We start from the raw sequence: 24862 nt of genomic DNA, 5'->3' as shown, positions 1-24862 counted from the left end.
CGGGGACCCTATCCGGGATCAGCCAGCGTGAACAGCCCGAACGCTTTGCAGGGTGAGCATCGTCTTATTCGATGCTCGCCGGTCGAGGGCCTCCTCGGCCGCGCCGCCGCTGCGCCGACCATTGCCGAAGCGTTTCCGTCTGTGCTTCGATCCTGAGCCAACGCGCTGAGGCGGGCGGCCTCCGTGCGGTTGAGCCGGAAGAGGGTGCGAGGTTGACCGAGTACGCCGACCTGGTCATCACCGGCGCCGACGTCTACCCCGTCGACGCCGCCCGCAGCTGGTCAGACGCGGTCGCCGTACGCGGGGACCGGATCGTCGCGGTCGGTTCCGAGCCCGTGTCCGAGCTGATCGGCCCGCGGACCAGGGTGATCGAGGCCGCGGGCGGCATGGTGCTGCCGGGCTTCCAGGACGCGCACATCCACGCCCCCTTCGCCGGGCGCAACCGGCTCCGGGTGTGGCTCAACGACCTCGCCGGCCGGCCGGCGTACCTGGACCGGATCGCCCGCTACGCGGCCGACAACCCCGACCAGCCCTGGATCATCGGCGGCGGCTGGGCGATGGAGCACTTCCCCGGCGGCACCCCGCGCAAGGAGGACCTGGACGCGATCGCGCCGGACCGCCCCGTCTTCCTGTTCAACCGGGACGTCCACGGCGCGTGGGTCAACTCCCGGGCGCTCGAGATCGCGGGCATCACCAGGGAAACCCCGGACCCCGCTGACGGGCGCATCGAACGCGACCCGGACACCGGCGAGCCGACCGGCACCCTGCACGAGGGCGCGGCCTACAGCTTCAACGACCGGCACGTGCCCCTGCCGGGGCGCGCCGAGTGGGAGGAGGCCATCCTCAACGCCCAGGCGCATCTGCACTCGTTGGGCATCACCGGCTGGCAGGACGCCTGGGTGACCCCGGGCACCCTGGAGGCGTACCGGTCACTCGCCGCGTCCGGCCGGCTCACGGCCCGGGTCGTCGGCGCCCTGTGGTGGGACCGGCACCGCGGCCTCGACCAGATCCCCGAGTTCCGCACCCAGCGGGAGTCCGCGGCCGGTGGCAGCTTCCACCCCACCACTGTCAAGATCATGACCGACGGGGTGCTGGAGAACTACACCGGCGCGCTGCTCGAACCGTACTGCGACGGCTGCGGCGGCCACACCGACAACCACGGCCTGACCTACGTCGACGCCGAACTGCTCGCCGCCGCGGTGACCGAACTGGACCGGCTCGACTTCCAGGTGCACCTGCACGCGATCGGTGACCGCGCCGTGCGCAACGCCCTCGACGCGGTCGCGGCCGCTCGTGCGGCGAACGGGCGTCGCGACAACCGGCATCACATCGCCCATCTGCAACTCGTCCACCCGCAGGACGTGCCGCGCTTCCGGCAGTTGGGGGTGACCGCGAACTGCCAGGCGTACTGGGCGCAGATGGAACCGCAGATGGAGGAGCTCACGGTACCGTTCCTCGGGCGGGAGCGGGCGCAGTTGCAGTACCCCTTCGGGGATCTGCTGCGCTCCGGGGCCACCCTGGCCATGGGCAGCGATTGGTCGGTGACGACCGCGAACCCGCTGGAGGAGATCGAGGTCGCCGTGACCCGGATCGACCCGGAGCACCGCGACAACGCGCCGTTCCTGCCGGAGCAGGCGCTGCCGCTGTCGGTCGCCCTCGCCGCGTTCACCGCCGGCTCGGCGTATGTCAACCATGACGCGGACGGCGGCACGATCGCCGTCGGCAAGCGCGCGGACCTGGCCGTGCTCGACCGTAACCTGTTCGCCACCGGGGCGGGACTACCCGCCGACGCCCGCGTCACCCACACGATCGCCGGCGGCGCCGTCGTCTACGACAGTGGCCTGTCGCGATAGGAGGCTGCTCGCCACAGCGCGATGCTCAGCGCGAGCATCCACACGACGAACAGGCCGATGCCGAACAGCGAGGAGTTCCCTTCGGCCGTGCGGCCCAGGACGCTGAAGATGGATCCGAGCAGGAACACGGCGGCCGCGACCACACCGGCTATGCCCAGCCACTTCGGCAGCAGATGGGTGCGCAACACGGCCAGCGAGATCGTCGCGGTGAGCGCGGTGATCGTCCACACCACCGGTGTGCGTCCCTGCAGCTCATTCAAGACAAGTACGGCCGCGGGCTGGTCGCTGTCGGCCACGCCGACGAGGGCGGTCTCAGCGGCCAGGGACAGGAAGCCCATCGCGATGAACGCGACGCCGGAGATCAGCACCGCGGTGGCCAGTGCCTCCTGCCCAGCTCGCCAGATGGCCGGCACCAGCGGAGCCAGGAAGACGACGACGGCCAGTAGCGCGATCCCGACAGCGACCTCGCTGCCGAGCAAAGCGCCACGATGATCGGTCTGGTACGCGGCGATGGCGTCCGCGGTCGATGCCTCGGGCCCGAAGCCCTGCAGCAGGCGGTGGGCGACGTAGAGCGCATCGAATCCCAGACCGCCGAGGGCAGCGACGCGTAGGGCCCGCCCCTGCGTCCCGTCAGAACTGATGCCGACTGTCATCGGATCAGGATGAGGCAGGCGACGCCGCGGCGCTGCCCCGTCGATGACCGATGCCGAAGGCCAGACGAGTCCAGCGCTGGGCTTCTACCACCTTCTGTAGGAAGAGGGATGGGCGGGTCCGCCACATCTGTAGGAAATCGGCAGTTTCATTGATAAAGCTGCAGCTTTTTGTTGCTTCTTCCTTCGCCGGCACGTCAAGATCGCCAAAAGGCAGAGGTGGTCCGCCCCCCGAGCATCACCGGTGCTCACGTACGCCTCGCTCGGTGGGTGGATCCACGAGAGGAGCACGCGTGCAGGTACACAAGATGTCGACGATCCTCCGATCCCGAGGCGTGCTGGCCGCCGCCGTGACGGCCGCGCTGGCCGGTTCGATCCTCACCGCCCCACCCGTCTCCGCCGCCGCGCCAAAGGGACCGGGGCAGGGCAGCTGCAAGATCGCCGATGACCCGTCCTGGTCGGGCTGGAGCAACCACCAGCAGGTGGGCGAGCAGTTGGCGCAGATCGAGCGCACCAGCGGCGGCCGGGTGGACGTCGACGTGGTCGGGCGCACCCAGCAGGGCCGGGAGCTGTGGGCGGCCCGGGTGGGCACCGGCGACAAGGTGCTGCTGGTCACCAGCGCGATCCACGGCAACGAGCGGACCGGCACCGAGGCGCTGCTCGCGATCCTCAAGCGCCTGGGCAGCAGCGGCGACGCCCAGACCCAGAAGATCCTCAGCGAAATCACGTTCGTCGCGATGCCCATGGTCAACCCGGACGGCGGCGAGCTCAACCGGCGGATGAACGTGCGGTCCTGGGACGAGACGGTGGCCGAGTTCCCGCAGCTGGCCGGGGCGCCGCGCGCCTGGTACCACGGGCTCAGGGGTGACGGCATCGACCTGCCCGGCTACGACCTGAACCGGGACTTCAACCCCGACCTCAACTACATGCCGCGCGCCGCCGATCTGCCGGGCCGCGACACCGACGCCGGGTTCTTCCTCTCCCCCGAGTCACGCGCCATCCGCGACGTCTATGTGGGGCTGCGGGCGGAGAAGGGCGCGGTCGACGCGTACGTCGACCTGCACCACATGGGACCGTGCGACCGGCTCACCGGGGGTGAGCAGGACGGCAAGCTCATCTCCGTCTCGCTCGACTACCCGCCGCTCGGGGTGCAGGACGGCGCCAAATACAAGGCGGCGTGGCCGGCGCTGGACCAGGACAAGTCCCGCCGCTACGCGCTCACCGTTGCCAACGGCATGCAGGCGCAGTACGGCAGCCAGTCCAAGCTCGCGGCCGTCGGCCGGTACTTCCACCCGGACGCGCGGGAGTACGCGGGTCAGGGCCGCTCGGCGCTCGCCCTCAACGGCACCGGCACGGTGCTGTTCGAGGTCCGCGGCCAGCAGGACGACCTGGGCCAGAAGCAGCACGGCATGCTGGTGAAGAGCGTGCAGACCGGTGTGGAGTCGCTGATCGGCGGCCTGGCCGACGGCACCGTCGACCGGGTCGACGGCGACGACTTCTTCGACCTGCCCGACTACGGCTGGGACACGACGAACGACTGACGGCCGACGGATCGGCAGCAGCCGCGGGGCATCATGTCTCCGCGGCTGCGCCGTCTGCGGGTATGGCGGTGACCGGCGCCGCGTCGCGATCTGGTTCGTCCGCCCCTCCCCGTCCCGCGCGGTCAGTCGGGGAGTTCGACGCCGCGCCGCTGGGCGAGTTCCCGGTGCGCGGTGATGATCGCGTCGAGCCACCTGGCGAACACGTCGTCGGCCCGCAGAACGCGCGTCAGGCTCACGTCGAAGAGTTCCCGATCGGCGTGGTAGGCCTCCGCCACGTCCGGCTGCGCGGCGAGCGCCTCCTCGATCAGGTCCTCGTCGACCAGGTCGCAGCCCGTGTCAACGATGAGCTTCACCTCGTCGCCGAGGCTCAGATCCCACCGCAGGCCGTCGCTCGTGCCGAGGTAGAGAACCTCGCAGAGCGCCTTATGGCTCAGCGGCTCCTCACCGAGGTCGGGACGAGCGATGGGGAGCAGCACCTGAGGGGCGCGGTCGAGCACCGCGGCGACCGGCGCCTCGCGGGCGAGTTGGTCGCCGCGCCAGGAGATCTGGCGACCGTCCTGCGACGTACGAGAAGGCCGAACGCCGGGCACCGCGTACGCGGGAAGTGGCGAGCTGGAACTCATGTGGCCAGTTTTCCCCATGCCACGGCCTGAGTCGCTCCGCCGCGACCCGGCCCCGGGTCGGCGCGTTGTCGCGTCGACCCGAGGCCGGGTTGGAGGTCAAGAAAGTCGAACCGTGCCGATCGGCCGCGGTCGCGGGCTATTCGACACCCTCGTCGTGTGGGACGGTGACGGTGACGGTGCATCCGACCGGGCGTCCGATCTCGTCGTGGCCGGTGTACGTCAGGTGGTACACCCGGTCCCCGCCGTTCCCGGCCCGTTCGGCCCGCAGCTGGCCGCTGGTGTCCGGCGCGCCGACGGCGAAGCCGCTGATGTCGGCGGCGTCACCGCCGGTCACGCCGGTCAGGGCGAACGCGTTCGGGCCGAGCACCCCGTCGTGCAGGTCCACGGTCACATTGACGTCGACCAGTTCGTGGTTCGGTGGCCACAGGACTGGTCGGTCCACCGTGCAGTCCAGCTGCCGTACCGGCAACGGGTGCGCCAGGGTGGCGGTGGCGTGTGCGATGGTCGCGGTGAGCCGGGCGCCGGCCTCGTAGTACATGTGCGCGGTGCGCCCATCGAAGTAGAACGTCGGCGCGGCGGAGCGGCCGAGGTCGGGCGCGGCGGACATCGAGTCGTGCACGATGCCGAGGTGGATCTCCTGGTCGAAGTTCTCGCCGACGTCCACCGCGTGCATGTCGCCGTCGGCGGCGTGGTAGATCACCAGGTTGCGGTCGTTCCAGCGGAGGAAGAACGGCCCGGAGGCGTTCGGGCCTTCGATGCCCTGCGGGGTCACGATCGGTTCGGGTTGCATGGTCCAGGTCCGCGCGTCGTTGGAGACCGCCCAGCGGATCCGCCGGGACACCGGCCCGGTCGGTCCGGGCGGCGCCGCGGTGGGGTTGTCCATGAAGAGCATCAGGTACCGGGTGCCCAGGCGCGGCACGGACTGCTCGAACACCCGGGCGTAGGAGGTTTCCCCGCCGGTGGTGTCGTTCCGGCTGACCGCGGTGCCGCCGTAGCTGAAGTGGATGCCGTCGTCGGAGGTCGCGTACCGGGTGATGGAGTTCTCGCCGTGGAAGTAGAGGAACAGCTTGCGCTCGCCCTCGATCCAGACCGCGTGCGGTGAGGAGATGTGGCTGACGGTGGAGTAGTACGGCAGCCAGGTGTTGCTGATCAGCGGGTTGGCGTCGTATTCGGTCCACGGGCCGTTGATCGAGTCGGCGTAGGCGAGGGCGATCCCACCGGGACGCTCGTGCGGCGCGTAGTACAGGTAGTAGGTGCCGAGCGGGTTCGGGAAGTAGTCGGCGGCCCGGATGACGCTCGGGAAGATGAACTCGTTCGTCGGGTTGTAGGCGAGGGTGCTCTTGTCGAACGCGGTGCCCACGTAGGTGAACTGGGGGAAGTCGAGGCCGGGGTCGGCGGCGGCCGGCGCGGCGCCGGTCATGGCGGCGACGAGCAGGCCGGCACTGGCGGTCGCCAGGACAGCACGTCGGGATGATGGGGCGGGTGGTCTCGTCATGCGTCTTCCCCTTCTGTCGGTTGTTCGGGCGTTGGGCGCGCCGGGCACGCTGCACCGCGACGAGAGCACGAGGGCCGCTGTCGCGGGCGTGGCGTTCCGCGCCGGCCAGGCAGGATGCCGGGCGGCGTGCGTAACTCTCAGTAAGAACACATGGATCATCGAAGGTCGGTGGCCCTACCCGGGGCCACCGCGCTAATACGTATTAGCATCTATGTTTCTCGAATGTTGCTCGCCGAGGAGGGCTCCTGTCAAGAGGTTGCCGCAACTCCCCCGGGCACCGAGCGCATCCCCCGTGCCCGGGGCGGCGCATCGTCGGGACCGGTTCTCGCTAATGCGCATTACTTCAGGGAGTTCATCCCGTCGAAATCTCCGTTCGCCCTCTTGACACGGGCCGGCCGGCCCGCCAGGCTCCTTCCCAACGCCGAGCGCTAATACGCATTAGCCGCACCGGAAGGACCCGCCGTGACCGCTCCCCCCAGACGCGTCACCCAACGTGACATCGCGCGGTTGGCTGGTGTCAGTCAGGCGACCGTGTCGCTGGTGCTGAACAACCGGGCAGACGCCGAGATCCGCATCGCCCCGGAGACCCGGGACCGGGTGTTGCGGGTCATCGCCGAGACCGGGTACGCCGCGGACCCCGTGGCTCGCCGCCTCGCCTCACGGTTCAACCGGATCATCGGCGTCTTCACGTACGAGCCCGCCTTCCCCAGCGGCAGCCGGGACTTCTTCCACCCGTTCCTACTCGGCATCGAGGAGTACGCCGAGCGGGTGGGCTGCGATCTGCTGCTGTTCACGAGCGCACCGGTGGTCGACGGCCGGCGACGCATCTTCCACCAGGACAATCGGCTGCGCCTGGCCGACGGGTGCATCCTGCTCGGACGCGAGGTCGACGGCGCGGAACTGCACCGGCTCAACCGCGACGGGTACCCGTACGTCGCCGTGGGGCGCCGCGACGACGCCGGCGGACCGGTGCCCTACGTCGGCGCCGACTACGCCACGGCGGTGAACCGGCTCGCCGAGCTGGCGCTACGGCACGGCCACCGGCGCCTGACGTACGTGGGCATGGGCAGCACCGCCGAGTCGTCTGAGGACCGACGGCGCGGGTATCAGGCCGCCGCGACGACCGCGGAGAGCGCGCGCCAGGTGTCCGCGGTGGCCGAGGACGCCGACGCGTGCCTCGACGACCTGCTGGCCGACGGGACCACCGTGGCGTTCGTGGAGGACTTCGCCACGGCGGTGGCGCTGGAGTCGGCCGCCCGTCGGCGCGGGCTGACCGTGCCCGGCGACCTGTCGATCGTGACCCTCGGCGATCCGACCGTCCCGGTCCCCACCGACATCGCGTTCACCGGGTTCCTCATCCCGCGCGAGGAGATGGGCCGGCAGTCGGTCGAGGTGCTGACCGGCGTCATCGACGGCAGCGCGGCCGGTCTCCAGCAGCGACTTCTCCCCTGCGAACTCGTCGAGGGCAACACCCTCGGCACCCCTGATCCGGCGGTCGACCGCCGCTGAGCGGTCGACCGCGCAACTGGAAGGAAGCAAGTGGTACAGATGCGTGCGGACGTCCTCGTCGTCGGGGGCGGACTGGGCGGGGTCGCCGCGGCGCTCGCCGCGGCCCGGGCCGGCCGGTCCGTCATCCTGACCGAGGAGTTCGACTGGCTCGGCGGGCAGCTCACCAGCCAGGCCGTGCCGCCGGACGAGCACTCCTGGATCGAGCAGTTCGGCGCGACCGCCAGCTACCGGGCGCTGCGCAACGGCATCCGCGACTACTACCGGCGGCACTACCCATTGACGGAGCGGACCCGGGCCTGGACCGACCTCAACCCGGGGGCCGGGTGGGTGAGCCGGCTCTGCCACGAGCCCCGGGTGGCCGTCGCCGTCCTCGAGGAGATGCTCGCGCCGTACCGGGGGTCGGGGCGGCTGACGGTGCTGCAGCCGTACCGGCCGGTCGCCGCGGCGACCGACGGGGACCGGGTCACCGGCGTCACCCTGGCGCACCGGGACCGGGACGAGCGGATCGACGTGGTCGCACCGTACGTCCTGGACGCCACCGAGACCGGTGAGCTGCTGCCGCTGACCGGCACCGAGTACGTCACCGGGTTCGAGTCGCAGGCCGAGACCGGGGAGCCGAGCGCCCCGGCCGAGGCGCAGCCGATGAACATGCAGGCCGTGTCGGTGTGCTTCGCCCTCGACCACGTCGACGGCGATCACACCATCGACCGCCCCGCGGGGTACGACTTCTGGCGCGACTACAAGCCCGACTTCTGGGGTGACCGGCTGCTGTCGTGGCGGTCGCCGCACCCGCGCACGCTGGAGATCGTCGAGCGCAGTTTCACCCCGAACCCGGACGACGACCCGTTGAGCGTCAACGCCGACCAGCGGGTCAACCCCGGTGACGGCAACCTGTGGACGTTCCGGCGGATCGCCGCCCGGCGCAACTTCACCGACGGGGCGTACGGCAGCGACATCACGCTGGTCAACTGGCCGATGATCGACTACTTCGAGGGCCCGGTGATCGACGTGCCGAACGCGTCGTGGCACCTGGCCAAGGCCCGCGAGCTGTCGTACGCGGTGCTCTACTGGCTGCAGACGGAGGCGCCCCGGCCGGACGGCGGCACCGGGTTTCCCGGCCTGCGGCTGCGCGGTGACGTCACCGGCAGCCCGGACGGGCTGGCACAGGCCCCCTACATCCGGGAGTCGCGCCGCATCCGGGCCGAATACACGGTGGTGGAGCAGGACCTCTCCCTCGCGGTGCGGGGTGAGCACGGCGTGGTGCACTACCCCGACTCGGTCGGCGTGGGGATGTACCGGATCGACCTGCACCCGTCGACCGGCGGCGACAACTACATCGACGTCGGCTCCTGCCCGTTCGAGATCCCGCTCGGCGCACTGATCCCGCAGCGGATGGAGAACCTGCTGCCGGCCGGCAAGAACATCGGCACCACGCACATCACCAACGGCAGCTACCGGCTGCACCCCGTCGAGTGGAACGTCGGCGAGGTCGCCGGCCTGCTCGCCGACTTCTGTCTGACGCGGGGCGAGTCCCCGCGTGCGGTCCGCGGCACCCCCCGCCTGCTGGCCGAGTTCACCGACCGCGTCTCGGCTGCCGGCGTGGAGCGCCGCTGGCCGCAGATCGCGGGCTACTGAAACCCCCGGTGAGGAGAAGATAGTGAAACCAGGAAAGGGTCTGGCTGTTGTCGCCGCCGCGCTGGCCGGCGTCCTCGCCCTGTCCGCCTGCGGTGGCGGCGAGGCGAAGGAGGAGGGCCCGGCCAGTCTGCGGATGACCGTCTGGTCGGCCAACGAGGCGCACCTGAAGCTGTTCAACGAGATCGCCGACGAGTACCGCAAGAGCCACAAGGACGTCGCCGAGATCAAGTTCGACCCGCTGCCGTTCGAGAACTACACCACCACCCTGACCACCCAGATCGCCGGCGGGAACGCGCCCGACCTGGCGTGGGTGTTCGAGAACTCCGCCCCCGACTTCGTGGCCTCCGGCGCGCTGCTGCCGCTGGACGACACGCTCAAGAAGGCCGACGGTTACCAGTACGACGACCTCTCCCCCGCCACGCTGAAGCTCTGGCAGAACGGGGGCAAGCTCTACGCGTACCCCTTCTCCACCTCGCCGTTCGGCGTGTTCGTCAACACCGACCTGCTCAAGAAGGCCGGCCAGAAGACGCCGGCCGAGCTGATCTCGGCCGGGCAGTGGACCTGGGACAACGCGCTGGCCGCCGCCGGCGCCACGCAGCAGGCCACCGGCAAGGCCGGCCTGGTGATCCGGGACTTCGACTACAAGGGCTGGGACAACCTGTCCACCTTCTGGACCGGGTGGGGCGCCCAGGCGTGGAGCGAGGACGGCAAGACCTGCGGTTTCGCCAGCCCGGAGATGGTCGATGCGATGACCACCCTGCACAAGGCCATCTTCACCACGAAGGCGCTGCCCGGTCCGGGCACCACCGCCGACTTCTTCGCCGGTGACGCGGCCATGACGGTCACCCAGATCTCCCGCGCCTCGCTGCTGAAGGACGGCGGCTTCGGCTGGGACCTGGTTCCGCTGCCGGCGGGCCCGAAGGGGCCGTACGCGGTGGTCGGCCAGGCCGGCATCGGGGTGATGAAGAAGAGCCCCCACGCCAAGCAGGCGGCCGACTTCCTCGCGTTCCTCACCAACCCCACCAACTCGGCCAAGCTCGCCCAGTTCTTCCCGCCGCCGCGGCAGTCGCAGCTGACCGCGGAGACCCTCGCGAAGACGAACCCGAAGCTCAAGCCGGAGCAGCTGCAGAAGGTCGTCATCGACGGCATCACCAACGGCGTGGTCAAGCCCAGCCACGCGGGCCAGGCCGAGCTGAGCCAGCAGGTCCGCGCCGGCCTGGACCCGCTGTGGAAGCCGGACGCGGACGTCAAGGCCGTACTCGACGGCGTCTGCGCCAAGATCCAGCCGCTGCTGGCGAAGTAAGGCCAACGATCATGACCCAGACGGACACCAGGGTGGGCCCGGCCGCTGCCGGGCCCGCCCCGGGCCCGGCCCGGCCGTTCTGGACCAGCCGCCGCCGGGACCAGCTCACCGGTTACCTCTTCGTCGCCCCGCAACTGCTCGGCAGCGCCGTCTTCGTGATCCTGCCGCTGGTCCTCGTGGTCTGGTACAGCCTGCACGAGTGGAACGTGCTGGCCGGGACGTTCGACTTCGTCGGCACCGACAACTACGCGGCCCTCGCCGACGATCCCAACCTCGGCGCGGTGCTGCGGGCCACCGGGCTGTTCTCCGTCGGGCTGGTGGTGTTGAACCTCGGGCTGGCGTTGCTGCTGGCCGTCCTGCTCAACCAGAAGCTGCGGGGCACGATCCTGTTCCGCACGCTGTTCTTCTCCCCCGTGGTGGTCTCGCTGGTGGCCTGGACCATCGTGTGGGGCTTCCTGTTGCAGGACAACGGCGGGATCAACGGCCTGCTCGACACGTTGGGTGTGGACGGGCCAAACTGGCTGCGCGGTGAGGGCACCGCGATGCTGTCGGTCATCGTCGTGCAGGTGTTCAAGAACGTCGGCCTGAACATGGTGCTGTTCCTGGCCGCCCTGCAGGGCGTGCCGGCGGAGCTGTACGAGGCCGCGGAGGTGGACGGGGCGAGCCGGATGCGCCAGTTCTGGCGGATCACCGTACCGCTGATCAGCCCGACCATCCTGCTCACCTCGATCATCACGGTGGTCGGGTCGCTGCAGGTCTTCGCGCAGATCGCGGTGCTGACCCAGGGCGGTCCCGGCACCTCGACGACCGTGCTCGTCTACTACCTCTACCAGCAGGCGTTCCAGTTCCACCACTTCGGCTACGGCGCCACGCTGTCGATCGTGCTGTTCGCCATCGTGCTCGCGCTGACCGTGCTGCAGTGGCAGATGCGCAAGAGGTGGGTCTTCCATGAGTCGTGACCTGTCCCGGCGGACCAAGCTCGTGCTCTACGGGGTGCTGCTGGTCCTGGCGATCCCGTTCGTCTTCCCGACCTGGTGGATGGTCACCTCGTCGCTGAAGCCGGTCGCGGACATCTTCGCCTTCCCGCCGCAACTGCTGCCGGTCAACCCGCGGCTCGACGCCTACCAGCGGGTGTTCGAGTTGCAACCGTTCGGGCAGCAGTACCTCAACAGCCTCTACATCGCGCTGGTGGTCACCGTCGGCACCCTGGCCGTGTCGGCGCTGGCCGGGTACGCCTTCGCGCGGATCCGGTTCCGCGGCCAGAACGTGTTGTTCCTGATCGTCCTCGCGGGTCTGCTGATCCCCAGCGAGGTGACGATCGTGCCGCTGTTCCAGATGTTCTTCAAGCTCGGGCTGATCAACACGCACTGGCCGCTGATCCTGGTGCCGATCTTCGGCGCGCCAAGCGTGCTGGCGACGTTCATCATGCGGCAGTTCTTCATCAGCCTCCCCGGCGAGCTGGAAGAGGCGGCCCGGGTCGACGGGCTGGGCCGCTTCGCCACGTTCTGGCGGATCGCCCTGCCGCTGTCCCGGCCCGCGCTGGGCGCGGTGGCGATCTTCACCTTCCTGCACAGCTGGAACCTGTACCTGGAGCCGATCGTGTTCCTCTCCTCGCCGGAGAAGTTCACCCTGCCCCAGGCGCTCACCCAGTTCGCCGACGCCTACGGCGGTCCGATGTGGGACGTCCAGCTCGCCGCGGCGTCGATGACGGCACTGCCGGTGCTGGTGGTGTTCGTCATCGCGCAGAAGCAGTTCGTCGAGGGCCTCGCGCACACCGGCCTGAAGGGATGACGGCCTCGGTGGTCGGGGTCGACATCGGCGGCACCAAGACGGTCGCCGCGCTGGTCGGCCCGGGCGGGGAGGTGCTGGAACGCCGGGAGGTGCCCACCCCCGCCCGCTGCGGGCCCGAGGCGGTGCTGGACGCCGCCGCGGGGTTGGCCGCCGACCTGCTCGGCGCGGCCGGGCCCGGGCCGGTGGGGGTGGGCACCGCCGGCACGGTCGACCCGACGACCGGCAGCATCCGGTACGCCACCGACAGCCTGCCCGGCTGGGCCGGCACCCCCGTCGCCGAGGCGCTGGCCGCGCGGCTGGGTCGACAGGTGCGGGTCACCAACGACGTGAACGCCGCGGCGCTGGGCGAATGCTGGGCCGGCGCCGGCCGGGACCAGGCTCATGTACTGCTGGTGGCCGTCGGCACCGGGCTGGGCGGGGCGATCGTCCGCAACGGCCGCGTCGAGTCCGGTGCCCGCGGCGCCGCCGGTGCGGTGGCGCATCTGCCGGCCCCGGGCGCCGACCGGCTGCGGTGCGGGTGCGGCCGGTACGGGCACCTGGAGGCGATCGCGTCAGGCACCGGGCTGGCCGCCGCGTACGCCATCGAGACCGGCGAACGCCTCACCGGGCGCGCCGTGGCGGACCGCGCGGCGGCCGGAGACGGCGCCGCCCGGCAGGTCGTGGACCGGGCCGGCCGCGTCCTCGGCGCGGCCCTGGCGGGTCTGGTGGCCCTGCTCGACCCGGCGGCCGTCCTGGTGGCCGGCGGCGCGGCCGGCGCGCTGCTGCCCGCCGCGTCGCTCGCCTACCCGGCCGAACTGCCCGCGGGCTGGGCCGACGTGCCGCTGCTACCGGCCGCGCTGGGCGCCGACGCCGTGGTGGTCGGCGCGGCCCGACTGGCCATGGACACACCGGAGTGAACGGTGGCGGCGCGAGCCGTACCCGGATAAGTGGAAGGACCAGAGAAGTGAGCGTGCTCGACGACCTGGCCGGCGGGCTGGTGGTGTCCTGCCAGCCGCTGCCCGACGAGCCGGACGACCCGATGCGGGACCCGTACGTCCAGGCCCGGGTGGCCGCCGCGGTGGTACGCGGCGGCGCGGTGGCGGTGCGGGTCAACGGACCGGACGACGTCCGGGCGGTGCGCGCGGCGGTCGACGTGCCGGTGATCGGGCTGTACAAGCACGGCACGGCGGATGTGTTCATCACCCCGACGTCGGCGCACGCGCTCGAGGTGGCGCGGGCCGGGGCGGACATCGTCGCGGTCGACGCCACCGACCGCCCCCGACCGGACGGGCGCACCTTCGCCGACACGGTCCGCGCGATCCGCGAGCAGACGGACGCGCTGGTCCTGGCCGACGTGTCCACCGCGGCCGAGGGCGTCGCCGCCGTCGAGGCGGGCGCGGACGCCGTGGCCACCACGCTGTCCGGCTACACCCCGGCCAGCCCGCAGACCGACGGGCCCGACCTCGGGCTCGTGGCGCGACTCGTCGCACAGCTACCGGTGCCGGTGATCGCCGAAGGGCGGTACCGCACCACGGAGCAGATCGGCGCGGCCTTCCAGGCCGGCGCGCACGCGGTGGTGATGGGCAACGCCGTCACCTCACCGCTGTGGATCACCCGCCGGCTCGTGCCGGCCACCCCCCGCGCGGCGGGCGCCCTCAGATAACAGGGAGAACAGATGAGAAGACGTACCCTCCTGGCCACCGGCGTGGCCGGGTTGGCCACCGTGGCCATCGGCCGGCCGGCGTTCGCCGGGGCCGCCGACCGGCAGCTGACCGTGGCGCTGGTGCCGTTGGACGACCGGCCGGTCAACACCTACTGCCCGCAGATGACCGCGGCGAGCGCGGGCGCGCAGGTGTTGCTGCCGCCCCGGGATCTGCTGGGCCGCTTCTTCACCCCCGGCGACGGTGCCGGCATCGCCCGCTGGCTCGGCGCCACCGACGGCGTCGACGGGTATGTGATCTCGGTGAGCATGCTCGCCTACGGCGGTCTGATCGCCTCCCGCACCGCCGCGCCGACCCTGGCCGCCGCCCTGGCGAACCTGGCCGCGATCCGACAGCTGCGGGCGACCCGGCCGGGGGCGGTGATCGAGGTGCACGACACGATCCAGCGGCTCGCGATCACCAGCACCGGCACCGATCTGGACAAGTACCGCGACCGGCTGGTCGAGTGGGCGAAGCTCTACGACCAGGTGGTCAACCTCGGGCAGGAGGAGCTGCGGGCCCGGCTCGACGCCGTCCGGGCGCAGATCCCGGACCAGGTCGTCGAGGACTACCTCGCCGCGCGGGCCCGCAACCACCAGGTCAACCGACTGATGGTCGAATGGGTCGCCGACGGCACCATCAGCCACCTGGTGCTCTCCGAGGACGACACCGCGCCGGTCGGCCTGGCCCGGGCGGAGCGGGTCGAGCTGGAGGCGCTGGTGGCGCAGCTCGGTGTCGGCGACCGGGTGGAGATCTTCCCGGGCGCGGACGAGGTCGACGCGCTGCTGGTCGCCCGGGTGGTCGCCGCCGGCACGACGCCCACCTACCGGTTGGAGTACGCCGGCGTCTCGGGCGAGGACTGGACCGCCCAGCTGGAGGGCATCCCGTTCGCGGAGAACATCCGCCGGCACGTGGCCGCCGTCGGTGGCCGGGTGGTGGACGGCGACGCGGACATCGTGCTCGCCGTGAACACCCCCTCGGCTGCGGCCGGGCAGCGGGCCGCCGACCTGGACGCCTTCGTCGGGCGGATCGGCGAGCTGCTGGCCGCCGGCACCCCGGTGATCGTGGTGGACCCGCTGATCGTGAACAAGGCCGACCACGACCTGGTCGCGCGGATGGAGAACCGGCTGGACCTCGCCGCGCTGCTGTCGTACTCGGGGTGGAACACCGGCGGCAACGCGCTCGGGCTGGCGCTCGGTCACGGCACCGCCCGCTGGGCCCACCTCCGCTCCTCCGGCAGCGGGTACGGCGTGCCGGACCTGCGCGAGCCGGGCCTGGCGCACGCCGAGTACCTGCTCTACCGGTTCGTCAAGGACGACCCGTGGAAGAACGTGGTGCAGGTCGAGGCGTACGCGCATGCCCGGGCGCAGGGCTGGGACCCGCTCGCGCTCACGCCTGCGCAAAAGACCTACTTCGACGGCTGGGTACGCGAGCGGCTGGTGCCGCTGACCGAGCGGTACTTCGCCGACCATTTCGCCGGGCACCGCATCGTGCTGGGCCGGCGGGGTGCGAAGACGTTCACGGCGATGCTGGCGGGAGTCGAGTCGGTGCGGGTGGAGCTGCCGTGGGACCGGCTCTTCGAGGTGACCCTGGAGCCCCGGCTGCAACTGTCCTGACCAGCACACCCGGCCGGGCCGGCACGGTGCAGGCCGCTCAAGCCGTATCCGCAGCCGTGCCGCCCGGCCGCTCCACGCCATGCAACTTGCGGGTAAGCCGCGGACAGTAAGCAGAACCGAAATCATCCTTTCGGGTTGAGGTAGTTGCCTAGGAGTTGGCGAAGGAGTTCGCCGATGGTGGACTCGGGCAACGCTCTGGTGCGGAAGCGGAAGGTCCAGCCCTTGCCGGGTTTGTGGGCGAGGTCGAAGTCTGCGCGGAAGGCGAGAAGGACCAGTCCGCCGATGACCAGCGTGGCGGGGTCGAACCGGTCGGGCCGGGGGGCAATTGTCAGGGCGTGTTCGACAAGGTCACGGTTGTTGTCATCGGTCATGGCGATGTGAGTCAGCGCCATACGTGCCAGACTGCCGGCGGTCGCGTTCGGGGCCGGGGCTGCCAGGTGGGTGATCTCGGGCTGGGCCAAGGCCTCCCGAAGGTGCGATTCGGTGTCGGGCCAGGTGAACGGGTCGACGGTGAGGCCCTGACGCCTGAGGACCAGGGCGAGGATGGCCACAGCCCGGTCGTCGGGAAGGTCGGCAATCTGGTGGCTAAGGACGGCGGTGATTGTCATGGGGACTCTCCGCTGACAGTCGTGGAGGTAGTGGGTGGAGCCTTGCTCTCGGGCGGGTTGAGCTGGGCAAGGATTTCCATGACCAGTGATGCGGCGCTTGGATTGAGACCGTCCGCAACGCTGAGGTCCCGGTCGCCTTCGAGGATGCGGCGCAGCGCGGTGGCGAGGCCGGCGCCGCCCGGCTGAGTGGTCAACTGGTCGAGGGCAGCGCGCAGGGTATCGGCGGCGCCGGCGTCGCCGCTGGCGGCGGCGATTGTGACAACGGAAAGGACGGCGAAGCCGTCCTTTCCGTTGTCAACAGCGGTGAGCGTGTGCCAGGCGTCGGGGTCGACGGTGGCTGTGCCGGCCAGCACGTCGAGGGTGTGTTGGGCGATGGCGGTGTCGATGGGGTCGAGTCCGTTGGAGAGGTCGGGGTCGCGATCGCCAGCGTGGATTCGGCGTAGCACGGTGACGAGGTGCGTCCAGTCGGGGTGCCCGCTACGGTAGGTGAGGGCTTGATCGACGGCGTGGCTGGCGGTGGTTTCGCCAAGGGCGGCGGCGGACATTCCGGCAATTATCGGCTCCCACCAGGCTAGGTATCGGGCCAGGTCGAAGGACTCTTCCGGGGGGAGGGCGCGGGCGCGGCGGAGGACCTCGGCCAAGGCGGCCGGACCGTCGGGGGCGCGGAGTGGGAGGCGTTTGATGAACCCGGCGAGGTGGGCACCGTCCATCTGGTCGACGATCCGGCACACCTCATCGAACGATTCCGGCACGGCAGCGTCCCCGTAGTGAGCGAGACGTCGTGCAAGGGCTTTGATCTCGGGGAGTACCAGGCTGCCGGTTTGGTAGGCAATCATGGCGGCGGCGAGACGGTTGGCAATCTCTTCACGCGGGTCGCCGTTATAGCGGGCCATGTAGTAGGCCAGGTTGTGGTGACTACTCAAAACGGCGTCTGGGTGACCCATCGCGTATGCCAGTCGGAGGGCATCCTTTTCGAGATCGATGGCCCGGTCGCCGTGACCCAGGTCGTCCTCTAAGTCCGCCAACGCGCCCAGCACCTTGCCAAGCGGCTCGATATCATGTGCGGCTTCGAAGACCGCGCGGCACCGCAGCAGCAGGGCCCGAGCTTCGCTGGTTCTGCCCAGCCGCAACAGGGGCGCGTAATCGTTGAACTCCGACCTCGCCTGGTCAGACTCGGTGGCACCGCGCCGGCGCAGGGAATCTAGCAACTCGGCGTTTAAGTCCAGCGCCTCTTGCCACCGGTTCAGGCTGCGCGCGGCCTGTGCGCCGGTGTCGAGGATCCCTTCGCGGACGTTCCACGGCGTGGACCTCTCGTGCCGCTCGGGGGTCTCGGGGAGGGCGGCCATCGAGGCCCGGAGCTGCTCGATGACATCGAGCGCCTCCTCGTAGTGGCCCTGCATGACGAGGATCTGTACCCGCTGGCCCTCATCGCCGAGTTGGGTCCATGGCCCGTGACCAGCCTGGCGGGTGTGCTCCTTCATGACGTCAATGAGGGAGAGGGCCTCGTCCAGCCGCCCGGATTTCATGTAGAGATTTACGAGGTCGCCAGCGACAGCCGACGCCCATTCATGCTTCTGTTGGGTGTCGGTGGTGGTTAGCACGTGCTGTAGAAGGGGTTCCGCCTGGTCGGGTCGGGTGGCGGCCAAGGCTCGAGCGTATAGCGAGCGGGCTTTGAGTTCGAGGTCGGTGCCGTCGGTGGCCTCGGCGGCGGTGCGCAGCAGAGGTTGCAGCGCCGCGGTGGTGTCGGGGGACTGGTCCCGGTACAGCAACGTACCGAGAGCGTCTAGCAGAGCCGCCCAGTCCTGTTGGCGGAGCAGATAGGGGGCGGCTGCACGGGCGGCGCGCAGGACGAGCCAACCCATCTCTTCATGCTCATTGACCAAGCCGAGCCGCAGGCCGTCGAGCCAGTAGGCGGCCATTTGCGCGTCTACGGCGGTGGCCAAGTCGGGGGCGGCGGCAGCCCGGCCGGATTCAGCCACGCCGGGGTGAAGATGCAGCCTGGTCAGCCGGCCGGTATGCCGGTTGCGGTCGGTCGAGACTAGGGCCTGCTCGACCAGCGAGGCCAGCGCGGCTTCCATGCTAGGTGCAGGATCGGGTTTGCCCAGCCTCCGCCATACGTCCACCCAGTTCGCGTCCAGGATGGGACCAATGCGGTCGTCTGGTTCTAGACAGCACAGTACTGCGAAGAAGGTGCGGGCATCATCGGGCAGTGCGCCGGTTGCGCCCCGAGTCCAGCCATCGAGCACCTGCAGATAGTCGCCGTCCGTCGCGGCGGCCTCCCCCTCGCGCAAGAACGTGTCCAGCCGGGTGCCGGTGGCCAGCCAGGTTGAGTCCGCCTCGTCCAGCCGCCTGGTCAGGGCGGCGGGATCAGCGGCCTGCCCGTCGGCGAGTTCGATGAGTTTCGGATGCCCTTGCACCACGGCCAGGGTGCGGGCGGCCAATCCGCGAGCCTGGTCGGCGGTCAGGCCAGGAACGGCGGCGTCGATCAGGGCCCGCAGGTGCCGCCACTCCCGTGCCAGCAGGACCGCCTCGGACAACGACAGAGCGTGCACCGACTCCACCAGCATCGTGGAAGGGAGCCGGGCCGGGCGGCGGCGGGAGGTCAGCACCAGCCGCGACAACCCCCCATGCCCACACAGAGCGGTGATCAGCCACTCCCAGCGCTGGTCCCGCCAATGCCCAGCCTCCGTAATCAGCGACTCCACATTGTCTAGCACCAGCAGCACGCGGTTTCGCCGGAGAAATTCGGCGAACGCCGGCAAGAACCCTCGGAACGCAGTGGCGTCATCAACCAGGTGGGCAAGCTTCACCCCAGGCAACTGGCGCTCCAGATCCAACGCCAGATTCGTCAACGCGCCAGCGATGTCGTATCCCTCTGGAGGGGCGGCATGCCACACCAACCGGGCGAAGCTGGCCTCGTGGGTGTAGGCCAGCTCTAACGCAGACGCAGTTTTGCCGGCTCCGGCCATCCCATGAAAAACCACCCCGGCCTGGCCGCTGCGCGGCGCCAGTACGGCGGTTGCCCGGGTCATCGGACCCACCCTCCCGACAAACCTCTCCGGCTGTGGCGGAAACGCGGCCAGCTTTTGCTGCTCTGCCTGGAACACCACCGGCGCACCTGGCGGCGGCTCCAACCGCAACTCCCCAGCCCGAGCTCCGAACAGAGCCGGGGTGGCCACCGACAACGCAGGTGCTCCCGGCGTCGGCGGATCGGCCACCACTCGCGGCATCGTCAACGCCAGCGCCCGGGCCACCGGCTGCCCCTTGCCCACCACCAACTGGTAGAACGAGCCGGCCAACGCGATCGCGAAATCATCCACCACCGCAAACCGCATCGCCAGAACCGCACAATCCAACCGGTCCACTAACTCGCTCGCCACGGCCGGCAAGGAACTCTCTCCGGTAGCCGCCGAGCCACCGGCGCCCCCGGCGCCGCCGCTGGCTGGCTCCGCCCCGCCAGCGTCCGCCGTTTCGCCGCTGGCCGATGGACTGCCAGCCGGGTTGGGCGGGCGCAGCCCCAGCAGCCGCAAATGCTCTGCAGCGGTAACCGCAGCCGATTCACACGTCGAAAGAGTCACCAGCTTGATCTGCTCGCCAGCCAGGTCCAGCAGGCCCACCAACTCTCGGCTGGAGACCAGATCCCGCTGACCAGTCTCGTCTTCCAACAGCAGCCCCGCCGGCAGCCCATGCCCGGAGATGTGCACCACATCCCAGCCGGCTTCCTCCAGCAACGCATCCTCCAGTCGGGCGCGAGTGGCCCCGTACTGCAACACCCGCAACTCCACCGCCTTGCCATTCGCGGCAGCGATCTCCTGCACCAGCTGAGCCAGCGCGTAGCGTTCCCGGCGAAGGTTCAACGCCGATGCGTCCTCCGGCAGGCTGAACACCGCCAGCATCCGCAACCGCTGCCCCACGGGCGTCTTTTCCCACGGCGCCCGGCCAGCCCGGTTTACAACGAAACTCACGCGCTGCAGTGCCAGAGCTCGGCCCCCGACGTGCGCTAGCTCCCATGGCCGGTACGCCAACACCTCGGCTCCGGCGGGCACCTCCAAACAGACTGGCTGACGTGCCCGGAGCAACGCCTCCCCTATCGGGCCCAGCACCTGCTGACCGATCCACTCGCCGACCCGGCCGACTAACTCCGCCTCACTCGTCAACCGGCGGTCGGGCGCGGCATGCCACAGCAAATATCCGCTCAGGTCGATGAATGCCTCATACTGCCATTCATCAGCGTTCAGATTCACTTCATGATCGGCTACGAACCGCCCGTCGGCGTCGGTCAATCGCCATCGCCATCGCGCCGGCCCGGCAAAATCCAACACCTCAAGCCGCAACAACGCACCCACCCCACAAGACGCCGACCGTTACCGCGTCGTCACACCCTGCCCCACCCCAAACAGCTCACACAACCTCCAAGTGGCCTATCCGTCCGCGAACTCCAGATGGCAACGCACCAACGGGGCGTCAGAAGCTGGTGTTCAGGAAAGGCATGAGCGGGCACGCGCCGGGACCCTCCGCTGTCGCAAGCGCGCATCTCGGGCATGTGGGCGGCGATGCCATGTTCTTCAGACAAGACCGTCGCGACGACGGGCGCACACCGACGTGGTCAACGTGTGGGGTAGCTTGTGCCGCAGAAGCGGGCGTCTCCGGCCTTCCTCCTTGCCCAGCCCGTGCGCCATGGGCGAGACGGCCACTCCCGACGAGGCCCATCGAGAAACGCCGCGCTCGCCTGCGCTGCCGCGCGAACTTCCGCGCTCCCCGACTTGTGCGTGAGGATTGGCTGCTGGTGTAGCAGACACCACGCCGAGGTGAGCGCGGAACTCACGGGACTCGCTGTCGCCGTAAGCCAGAACTGCGGACCAGCCAGCCGAGCAGACACACGCGTCCAGCCGGACCAGTCGCACTGGGCAACGACACCGATGCCGGCATCGACCACGAACGGTGATCGGTGCGCCCAGCGGTCGCTGTTGACCTTGTCAGGCGACGCGCGGTCGCCAGCAAGGTGATGCAGCGGCCGGACAATCCCGGCGCCGAGAAGCCAGGCACGCCGGGGACCAGGGCTCACTGATCCGTCTCCTACCCAGGTAGGAGGAAGCGGGTCCGACCGCCGGCCGCAGCCGGGGCTTCAGGTCGGGCGAAGTCCGCATGCCGGCGCACCAGCATCTGCAGGTATGACAACCACGATGCGCCGGGCGGCTCACTGGCACCGCCCATTAATGCTCTTCGTCGCGGCGATGGCGGTGCTCGCCCTCGTCTCCGCGGTCGGCATCGTCGCCGACTCGCGGGTCCTCACCGGCGTGCCGATCTGGCTCAAGCCGTTCAAGTTCTCCGTGTCGTTCGTGCTGTACGGCACCACGCTGGCCTGGATGCTCTCCCTGCTGCCGAGGCGTAGCCGGGTCGCGGAGTGGGCGGCCACCGTCATCGTCGCCATGGGAGTGGTGGAGATGACGGTGATCGTCGGGCAGGTGCTGCGCGGTACCACCAGCCACTTCAACGGGACCAGCCCGCTGAACGCCGCCCTGTTCGCGCTGATGGGTGCGGCGATCATGGTGCTGTCCATGGCGCACCTCGTCATCGGGATCGTGGTGGTGCGTCAGCCGATCGCCGACCGGGCCGCCAAGTACGCGGTCGGGCTGGGCCTCGGCCTGACCCTGCTCGGCATGCTGGTGGCGATCCCGATGGTGCTGCCCAGCCAGGAGCCGGGCCTCGAGGGGATCTCCGGGGCGCACAGCGTCGGCGTACCGGACGGCGGGCCCGGGCTGCCGCTGGTCGGCTGGAGCACCACCGGCGGGGATCTGCGGATCGGGCACTTCGTGGGTATGCACGCGTTGCAGGCCCTGCCGATCCTGGCGATCCTGCTGCGCCGGTTCCTCGGGCGGCTGGACGAGCACACCCAGGCGCGGCTGGTGGTCGTCGCAGGCGCCGCGTACGGTGCACTCACGATGCTGTTCACCTGGCAGGCCCTGCGCGGGCAGCCGCTGCTGCGGCCGGACGCGCTCACTCTGGCCGCCGTGGCGGCCCTGGTGCTCGCCACCGCGACCGCCGCCGGCGCGGTCGTGGCCGGCCGGCGTCGCCCGCAGGTGGTGCTGGCCGCATGACCGGCACCCTGTTCTCGCTGACGTTCGCGCTGGCCGCACCGTTCTGGGCGCTGATGATCCTGCTGCCGCGCTGGTCGTGGACCGCCCGGATCATCAGGTCGCCGCTGATCGTGACACCGGTCCTGGTGATCTACGCGATCCTGGTGATCCCGGCGCTCGCCGACGTGCTGCCAGCCGTGGCGTCCCCCACCCTGGACGGCGTACGCGACCTGCTCGGCACCGCCGACGGCGCGGCAGCCGCCTGGGCGCACATGATCGCGTTCGATCTGTTCGTCGGGCGGTGGGCGTGGCTCGACAGCCGGGAGCGGGGGGTGTCGGCGCTGGTGATGGCTCCGGTGCTGGTGCTGACGATCCTGCTCGGGCCGCTCGGCCTGGGCGCCTACCTCGCCGTCCGGGCCAGGTGGCCGCAGCCGGCTGCGATTCCGGCCGCCGAACCGCAGCGCATAGGCTGAACGCGTGGGCTGGCCAGGACGACTGTTCGACGCGCGCGACGGCCTCGCGCGGACGGTGCTGCTCGACCTGAGCGGCGTCGGCTACCTGGTCTTCGGCGCGCCGATGCAAGGTCATGGGCCGACGGCCACGCAGCTGGTCCTCGCGGGCATCGCGTTCGGCGTCGCGCTGGTGTTCCACCGCCGGCCACTGGTCAACCTGCTGGCGCAGGTCGCGCTGCTGGCGGTCGCGATCTGGCTGGTCGACGACATCACGATCAACCAGGTGGGGGCCAGCTGGGCGTTGCTCGAGCTGGCCATGCGGGCGCGGCGGCCACGGACCATCTGGCTGGCCGCCGGGCTGCTGGCCGCGGTCGACCTGACCGATTCGATCGGCGACCCGTTCCCCCGGTTCCTCTCCGGCATCGTCGGGCTGCTCGTGGAGGTCGGCGTCCCGCTACTGCTCGGCCTGGTCATCCGAACCACCCGGGAACTGGCCCATCAGGCGCAGGAGCGGGCGGCGGAGGAGCAGCGCAGACTCGAGTCGGAGAGCCGCGCCGCCCGCGCCGACGAACGCAGCGCCATCGCGCGGGAGTTGCATGACGTGGTCGCGCACCACGTGGCGTCGATGGTGCTGCGGGTCGGCGTGGCCCGGCACGTACTGACGGATCTGGACCCGCGGGTGGGTGAGGTGTTCGACGACGTGCACGGCACGGGCACGGCAGCCCTGGCCGACCTGCGCCGGCTGGTCGCGGTCCTGCGCAACCCCGACGGGGTACGCGGCGACGCGGCGCTGACCGCCATCGAGCCCTCCGCGCTCCCGGCGGCTCTCGGCGCCGCGGTCGACCGGGCCCGCCAGGCCGGCGTCACCGTCGAGGCCGAGATCGACCCGGCGATCGGTTCGCTCGACGCGGTACGCGGAATGGCGGTGCTGCGGCTCACCCAGGAGGCGCTGACCAACGTGGCCAAGCATGCCGGCACGTCCGCCCTCGCTCGCCTGTCGGTCAGCGTGGTCGACGGGGCGGTGCACTGGGCGGTGTCCGACGACGGGGGCGGCTGGGTGCCGGCGGCGGTGCCGTCCGGCGGCGGCCACGGCATCATCGGCATGCGCGAGCGCGTCGAGGTCCTCGGCGGGCACCTGGAGGCCGGTCCGGCGGGCGCGGGTTGGCGGGTGCGTACGGTCCTCCCGGCCACCGCCTCAGCGCCTTCCCCCCTCTCCTCCCCCGCCGTCCCGCCGGCCCAGTCCGCGCAGGAACGCCAGGCCCCGATGGGGCCGCACGCGGCGGAGCCGGCATGATCCGCGTCCTGCTGGTCGATGACCAGCACCTCATCCGCGCGGGCCTGCGCATGCTCTGCGACGCCCAGCCCGACATCGAGGTAGTCGGCGAGGCCGACAACGGCCGCGACGCGGTCTCCCTCGCCGCCCGGCTCGTCCCCGACGTCGTCGTCATGGACCTGCGCATGCCGGGCGTGGACGGGATCACCGCGACCAGCCGCATCCTCGCCGACCGTCCCGGCACCCGCATCCTGGTGCTGACCACGTTCGGCGACGACGACCACCTCTATCCGGCGCTGACTGCCGGCGCCTGCGGATTCCTGCTCAAGGACGCACCCCCCGCCGACCTGCTGGACGGCGTCCGCAAGGCCGCCGCCGGTGACAGCCCGTTCAGCCAGGAGGTGCTGCGGCGCCTGGTCCAGCGCGCCGTACACGCCCGCGCCGAGACGCCCCGGCCGGTCGAGGGGCTGACCGCCCGCGAGCAGGACGTGCTGAACCTGGTCGCCGAGGGCCTGTCGAACAACGAGATCGCCGAGCGGCTGCACATCGGGATCACCACGGTCAAGACCCACATCACCAGCCTGATGACGAAGACCGGCAGCGACAACCGGGTACGCCTGGCCCTGTTCGCCCGCGGCGCCTGAGCAGGTCACCCGCGGCCAGCGCAGGACGTCGCGGCGGCGAACGCTGTGCTGTGCGTCACATGGGCCTCATGTCACGGACGGGCGGGCAGCTTCCATCTGCTGGTCGTCAGCAA

19 protein-coding genes are annotated in these 24862 nt (G+C 70.6%); 14 read left to right on the top strand and 5 right to left on the bottom strand.

Features of this window, described 5'->3' with window-relative positions:
• The first annotated feature begins 212 nt into the window (after positions 1 to 212).
• A complete protein-coding gene (locus FXF52_RS14575) occupies positions 213 to 1853 on the top strand; it encodes an amidohydrolase (RefSeq protein WP_148797424.1) in 1641 nt (546 codons plus the stop codon).
• Here the strand turns inward: FXF52_RS14575 and FXF52_RS14570 are convergent.
• A complete protein-coding gene (locus tag FXF52_RS14570) occupies positions 1829 to 2506 on the bottom strand; it encodes a DUF4386 family protein (protein WP_148797423.1) in 678 nt (225 codons plus the stop codon). The genes FXF52_RS14575 and FXF52_RS14570 overlap by 25 nt on opposite strands.
• A gap of 290 nt (positions 2507 to 2796) precedes the next feature.
• On the opposite strand from FXF52_RS14570, the gene FXF52_RS14565 reads away from it, so the two are divergent.
• Entirely contained in the window at positions 2797 to 4044 is a 1248-nt protein-coding gene (locus FXF52_RS14565; protein ID WP_222870516.1) for a M14 family zinc carboxypeptidase, read from the top strand.
• A 122-nt stretch (positions 4045 to 4166) separates the two neighbouring features.
• On the opposite strand, the gene FXF52_RS14560 is transcribed toward FXF52_RS14565, so the two are convergent.
• Together FXF52_RS14560 and FXF52_RS14555 are read right to left on the bottom strand one after the other, a co-directional pair.
• Positions 4167 to 4667 (bottom strand): hypothetical protein, encoded by a 501-nt coding sequence (locus FXF52_RS14560; protein WP_148797422.1) that lies wholly within the window; start codon positions 4665 to 4667, stop codon positions 4167 to 4169.
• A 136-nt stretch (positions 4668 to 4803) separates the two neighbouring features.
• Positions 4804 to 6162 carry a hypothetical protein gene (locus tag FXF52_RS14555; RefSeq protein ID WP_187413502.1) on the bottom strand — a complete coding sequence of 453 codons (1359 nt, stop codon included), beginning with the start codon at positions 6160 to 6162 and terminating at the stop codon, positions 4804 to 4806.
• A gap of 462 nt (positions 6163 to 6624) precedes the next feature.
• Here FXF52_RS14555 and FXF52_RS14550 point away from each other — a divergent pair, with 462 nt between their 5' ends.
• From FXF52_RS14550 to FXF52_RS14515, 8 genes are read left to right on the top strand one after another with little or no spacing between them, the layout of a single operon-like run.
• Positions 6625 to 7671: a LacI family DNA-binding transcriptional regulator gene (locus tag FXF52_RS14550; RefSeq protein ID WP_148797421.1), complete on the top strand. Its 1047-nt coding sequence runs from the start codon at positions 6625 to 6627 to the stop codon at positions 7669 to 7671.
• A 39-nt stretch (positions 7672 to 7710) separates the two neighbouring features.
• Positions 7711 to 9306: an FAD-dependent oxidoreductase gene (locus tag FXF52_RS14545; protein ID WP_148797420.1), complete on the top strand. Its 1596-nt coding sequence runs from the start codon at positions 7711 to 7713 to the stop codon at positions 9304 to 9306.
• A 22-nt stretch (positions 9307 to 9328) separates the two neighbouring features.
• The gene (locus FXF52_RS14540) at positions 9329 to 10609 is read left to right on the top strand and encodes an ABC transporter substrate-binding protein (RefSeq protein WP_148797419.1); all 1281 of its coding nucleotides are present in this window, start codon (positions 9329 to 9331) and stop codon (positions 10607 to 10609) included.
• Between the two features lie 11 nt (positions 10610 to 10620).
• On the top strand, positions 10621 to 11568 hold the full coding sequence (locus tag FXF52_RS14535; RefSeq protein ID WP_148797418.1) for a carbohydrate ABC transporter permease: 948 nt from the start codon (positions 10621 to 10623) through the stop codon (positions 11566 to 11568).
• The gene (locus FXF52_RS14530) at positions 11558 to 12400 is read left to right on the top strand and encodes a carbohydrate ABC transporter permease (protein ID WP_148797417.1); all 843 of its coding nucleotides are present in this window, start codon (positions 11558 to 11560) and stop codon (positions 12398 to 12400) included. Before FXF52_RS14535 ends, FXF52_RS14530 begins: the two co-directional genes overlap by 11 nt.
• Positions 12397 to 13296: an ROK family protein gene (locus tag FXF52_RS14525; RefSeq protein ID WP_148797416.1), complete on the top strand. Its 900-nt coding sequence runs from the start codon at positions 12397 to 12399 to the stop codon at positions 13294 to 13296. The genes FXF52_RS14530 and FXF52_RS14525 overlap by 4 nt, the downstream gene beginning before the upstream one ends.
• A gap of 47 nt (positions 13297 to 13343) precedes the next feature.
• Positions 13344 to 14042, top strand: coding sequence for an N-acetylmannosamine-6-phosphate 2-epimerase (locus tag FXF52_RS14520; RefSeq protein WP_148797415.1), 699 nt, complete (start codon positions 13344 to 13346; stop codon positions 14040 to 14042).
• A 12-nt stretch (positions 14043 to 14054) separates the two neighbouring features.
• A complete protein-coding gene (locus FXF52_RS14515; protein ID WP_148797414.1) occupies positions 14055 to 15695 on the top strand; it encodes a DUF4127 family protein in 1641 nt (546 codons plus the stop codon).
• A 122-nt stretch (positions 15696 to 15817) separates the two neighbouring features.
• Here FXF52_RS14515 and FXF52_RS14510 read toward each other — a convergent pair whose 3' ends face one another.
• Positions 15818 to 16303 carry a hypothetical protein gene (locus FXF52_RS14510; protein WP_148797413.1) on the bottom strand — a complete coding sequence of 162 codons (486 nt, stop codon included), beginning with the start codon at positions 16301 to 16303 and terminating at the stop codon, positions 15818 to 15820.
• Positions 16300 to 20637 (bottom strand): CHAT domain-containing protein, encoded by a 4338-nt coding sequence (locus FXF52_RS14505; protein ID WP_187413501.1) that lies wholly within the window; start codon positions 20635 to 20637, stop codon positions 16300 to 16302. Before FXF52_RS14505 ends, FXF52_RS14510 begins: the two co-directional genes overlap by 4 nt.
• An 837-nt stretch (positions 20638 to 21474) precedes the next feature.
• On the opposite strand from FXF52_RS14505, the gene FXF52_RS14500 reads away from it, so the two are divergent.
• From FXF52_RS14500 to FXF52_RS14485, 4 genes are read left to right on the top strand one after another with little or no spacing between them, the layout of a single operon-like run.
• Positions 21475 to 22401 (top strand): hypothetical protein, encoded by a 927-nt coding sequence (locus FXF52_RS14500; RefSeq protein ID WP_148797411.1) that lies wholly within the window; start codon positions 21475 to 21477, stop codon positions 22399 to 22401.
• Entirely contained in the window at positions 22398 to 22853 is a 456-nt protein-coding gene (locus FXF52_RS14495) for an ABA4-like family protein (RefSeq protein WP_148797410.1), read from the top strand. The genes FXF52_RS14500 and FXF52_RS14495 overlap by 4 nt, the downstream gene beginning before the upstream one ends.
• A 4-nt stretch (positions 22854 to 22857) precedes the next feature.
• Positions 22858 to 24126, top strand: a complete 1269-nt coding sequence (locus FXF52_RS14490; protein ID WP_148797409.1) for a sensor histidine kinase — start codon at positions 22858 to 22860, stop codon at positions 24124 to 24126.
• Positions 24123 to 24749 (top strand): response regulator transcription factor, encoded by a 627-nt coding sequence (locus FXF52_RS14485; protein WP_148797408.1) that lies wholly within the window; start codon positions 24123 to 24125, stop codon positions 24747 to 24749. The genes FXF52_RS14490 and FXF52_RS14485 overlap by 4 nt, the downstream gene beginning before the upstream one ends.
• Positions 24750 to 24862: the final 113 nt, after the last annotated feature.

This window comes from Micromonospora sp. MP36 (genome assembly GCF_008119785.1).
In the GTDB taxonomy this organism is placed as follows: Bacteria; Actinomycetota; Actinomycetes; order Mycobacteriales; family Micromonosporaceae; genus Micromonospora.
Note: the sequence above shows the minus strand (reverse complement) of the source record. Positions and strands in the feature narration are given on the sequence as shown.

Bases quoted from the DNA above. Each gene is read 5' to 3' on its own strand.
- FXF52_RS14570 (WP_148797423.1), bottom strand. From the start codon at position 2,506: ATGACAGTCGGCATCAGTTCTGACGGGACGCAGGGGCGGGCCCTACGC.
- FXF52_RS14560 (WP_148797422.1), bottom strand. From the start codon at position 4,667: ATGAGTTCCAGCTCGCCACTTCCCGCGTACGCGGTGCCCGGCGTTCGG.
- FXF52_RS14555 (WP_187413502.1), bottom strand. From the start codon at position 6,162: ATGACGAGACCACCCGCCCCATCATCCCGACGTGCTGTCCTGGCGACC.
- FXF52_RS14545 (WP_148797420.1), top strand. From the start codon at position 7,711: ATGCGTGCGGACGTCCTCGTCGTCGGGGGCGGACTGGGCGGGGTCGCC.
- FXF52_RS14535 (WP_148797418.1), top strand. From the start codon at position 10,621: ATGACCCAGACGGACACCAGGGTGGGCCCGGCCGCTGCCGGGCCCGCC.
- FXF52_RS14530 (WP_148797417.1), top strand. From the start codon at position 11,558: ATGAGTCGTGACCTGTCCCGGCGGACCAAGCTCGTGCTCTACGGGGTG.
- FXF52_RS14525 (WP_148797416.1), top strand. From the start codon at position 12,397: ATGACGGCCTCGGTGGTCGGGGTCGACATCGGCGGCACCAAGACGGTC.
- FXF52_RS14515 (WP_148797414.1), top strand. From the start codon at position 14,055: ATGAGAAGACGTACCCTCCTGGCCACCGGCGTGGCCGGGTTGGCCACC.
- FXF52_RS14510 (WP_148797413.1), bottom strand. From the start codon at position 16,303: ATGACAATCACCGCCGTCCTTAGCCACCAGATTGCCGACCTTCCCGAC.
- FXF52_RS14500 (WP_148797411.1), top strand. From the start codon at position 21,475: ATGACAACCACGATGCGCCGGGCGGCTCACTGGCACCGCCCATTAATG.
- FXF52_RS14495 (WP_148797410.1), top strand. From the start codon at position 22,398: ATGACCGGCACCCTGTTCTCGCTGACGTTCGCGCTGGCCGCACCGTTC.
- FXF52_RS14485 (WP_148797408.1), top strand. From the start codon at position 24,123: ATGATCCGCGTCCTGCTGGTCGATGACCAGCACCTCATCCGCGCGGGC.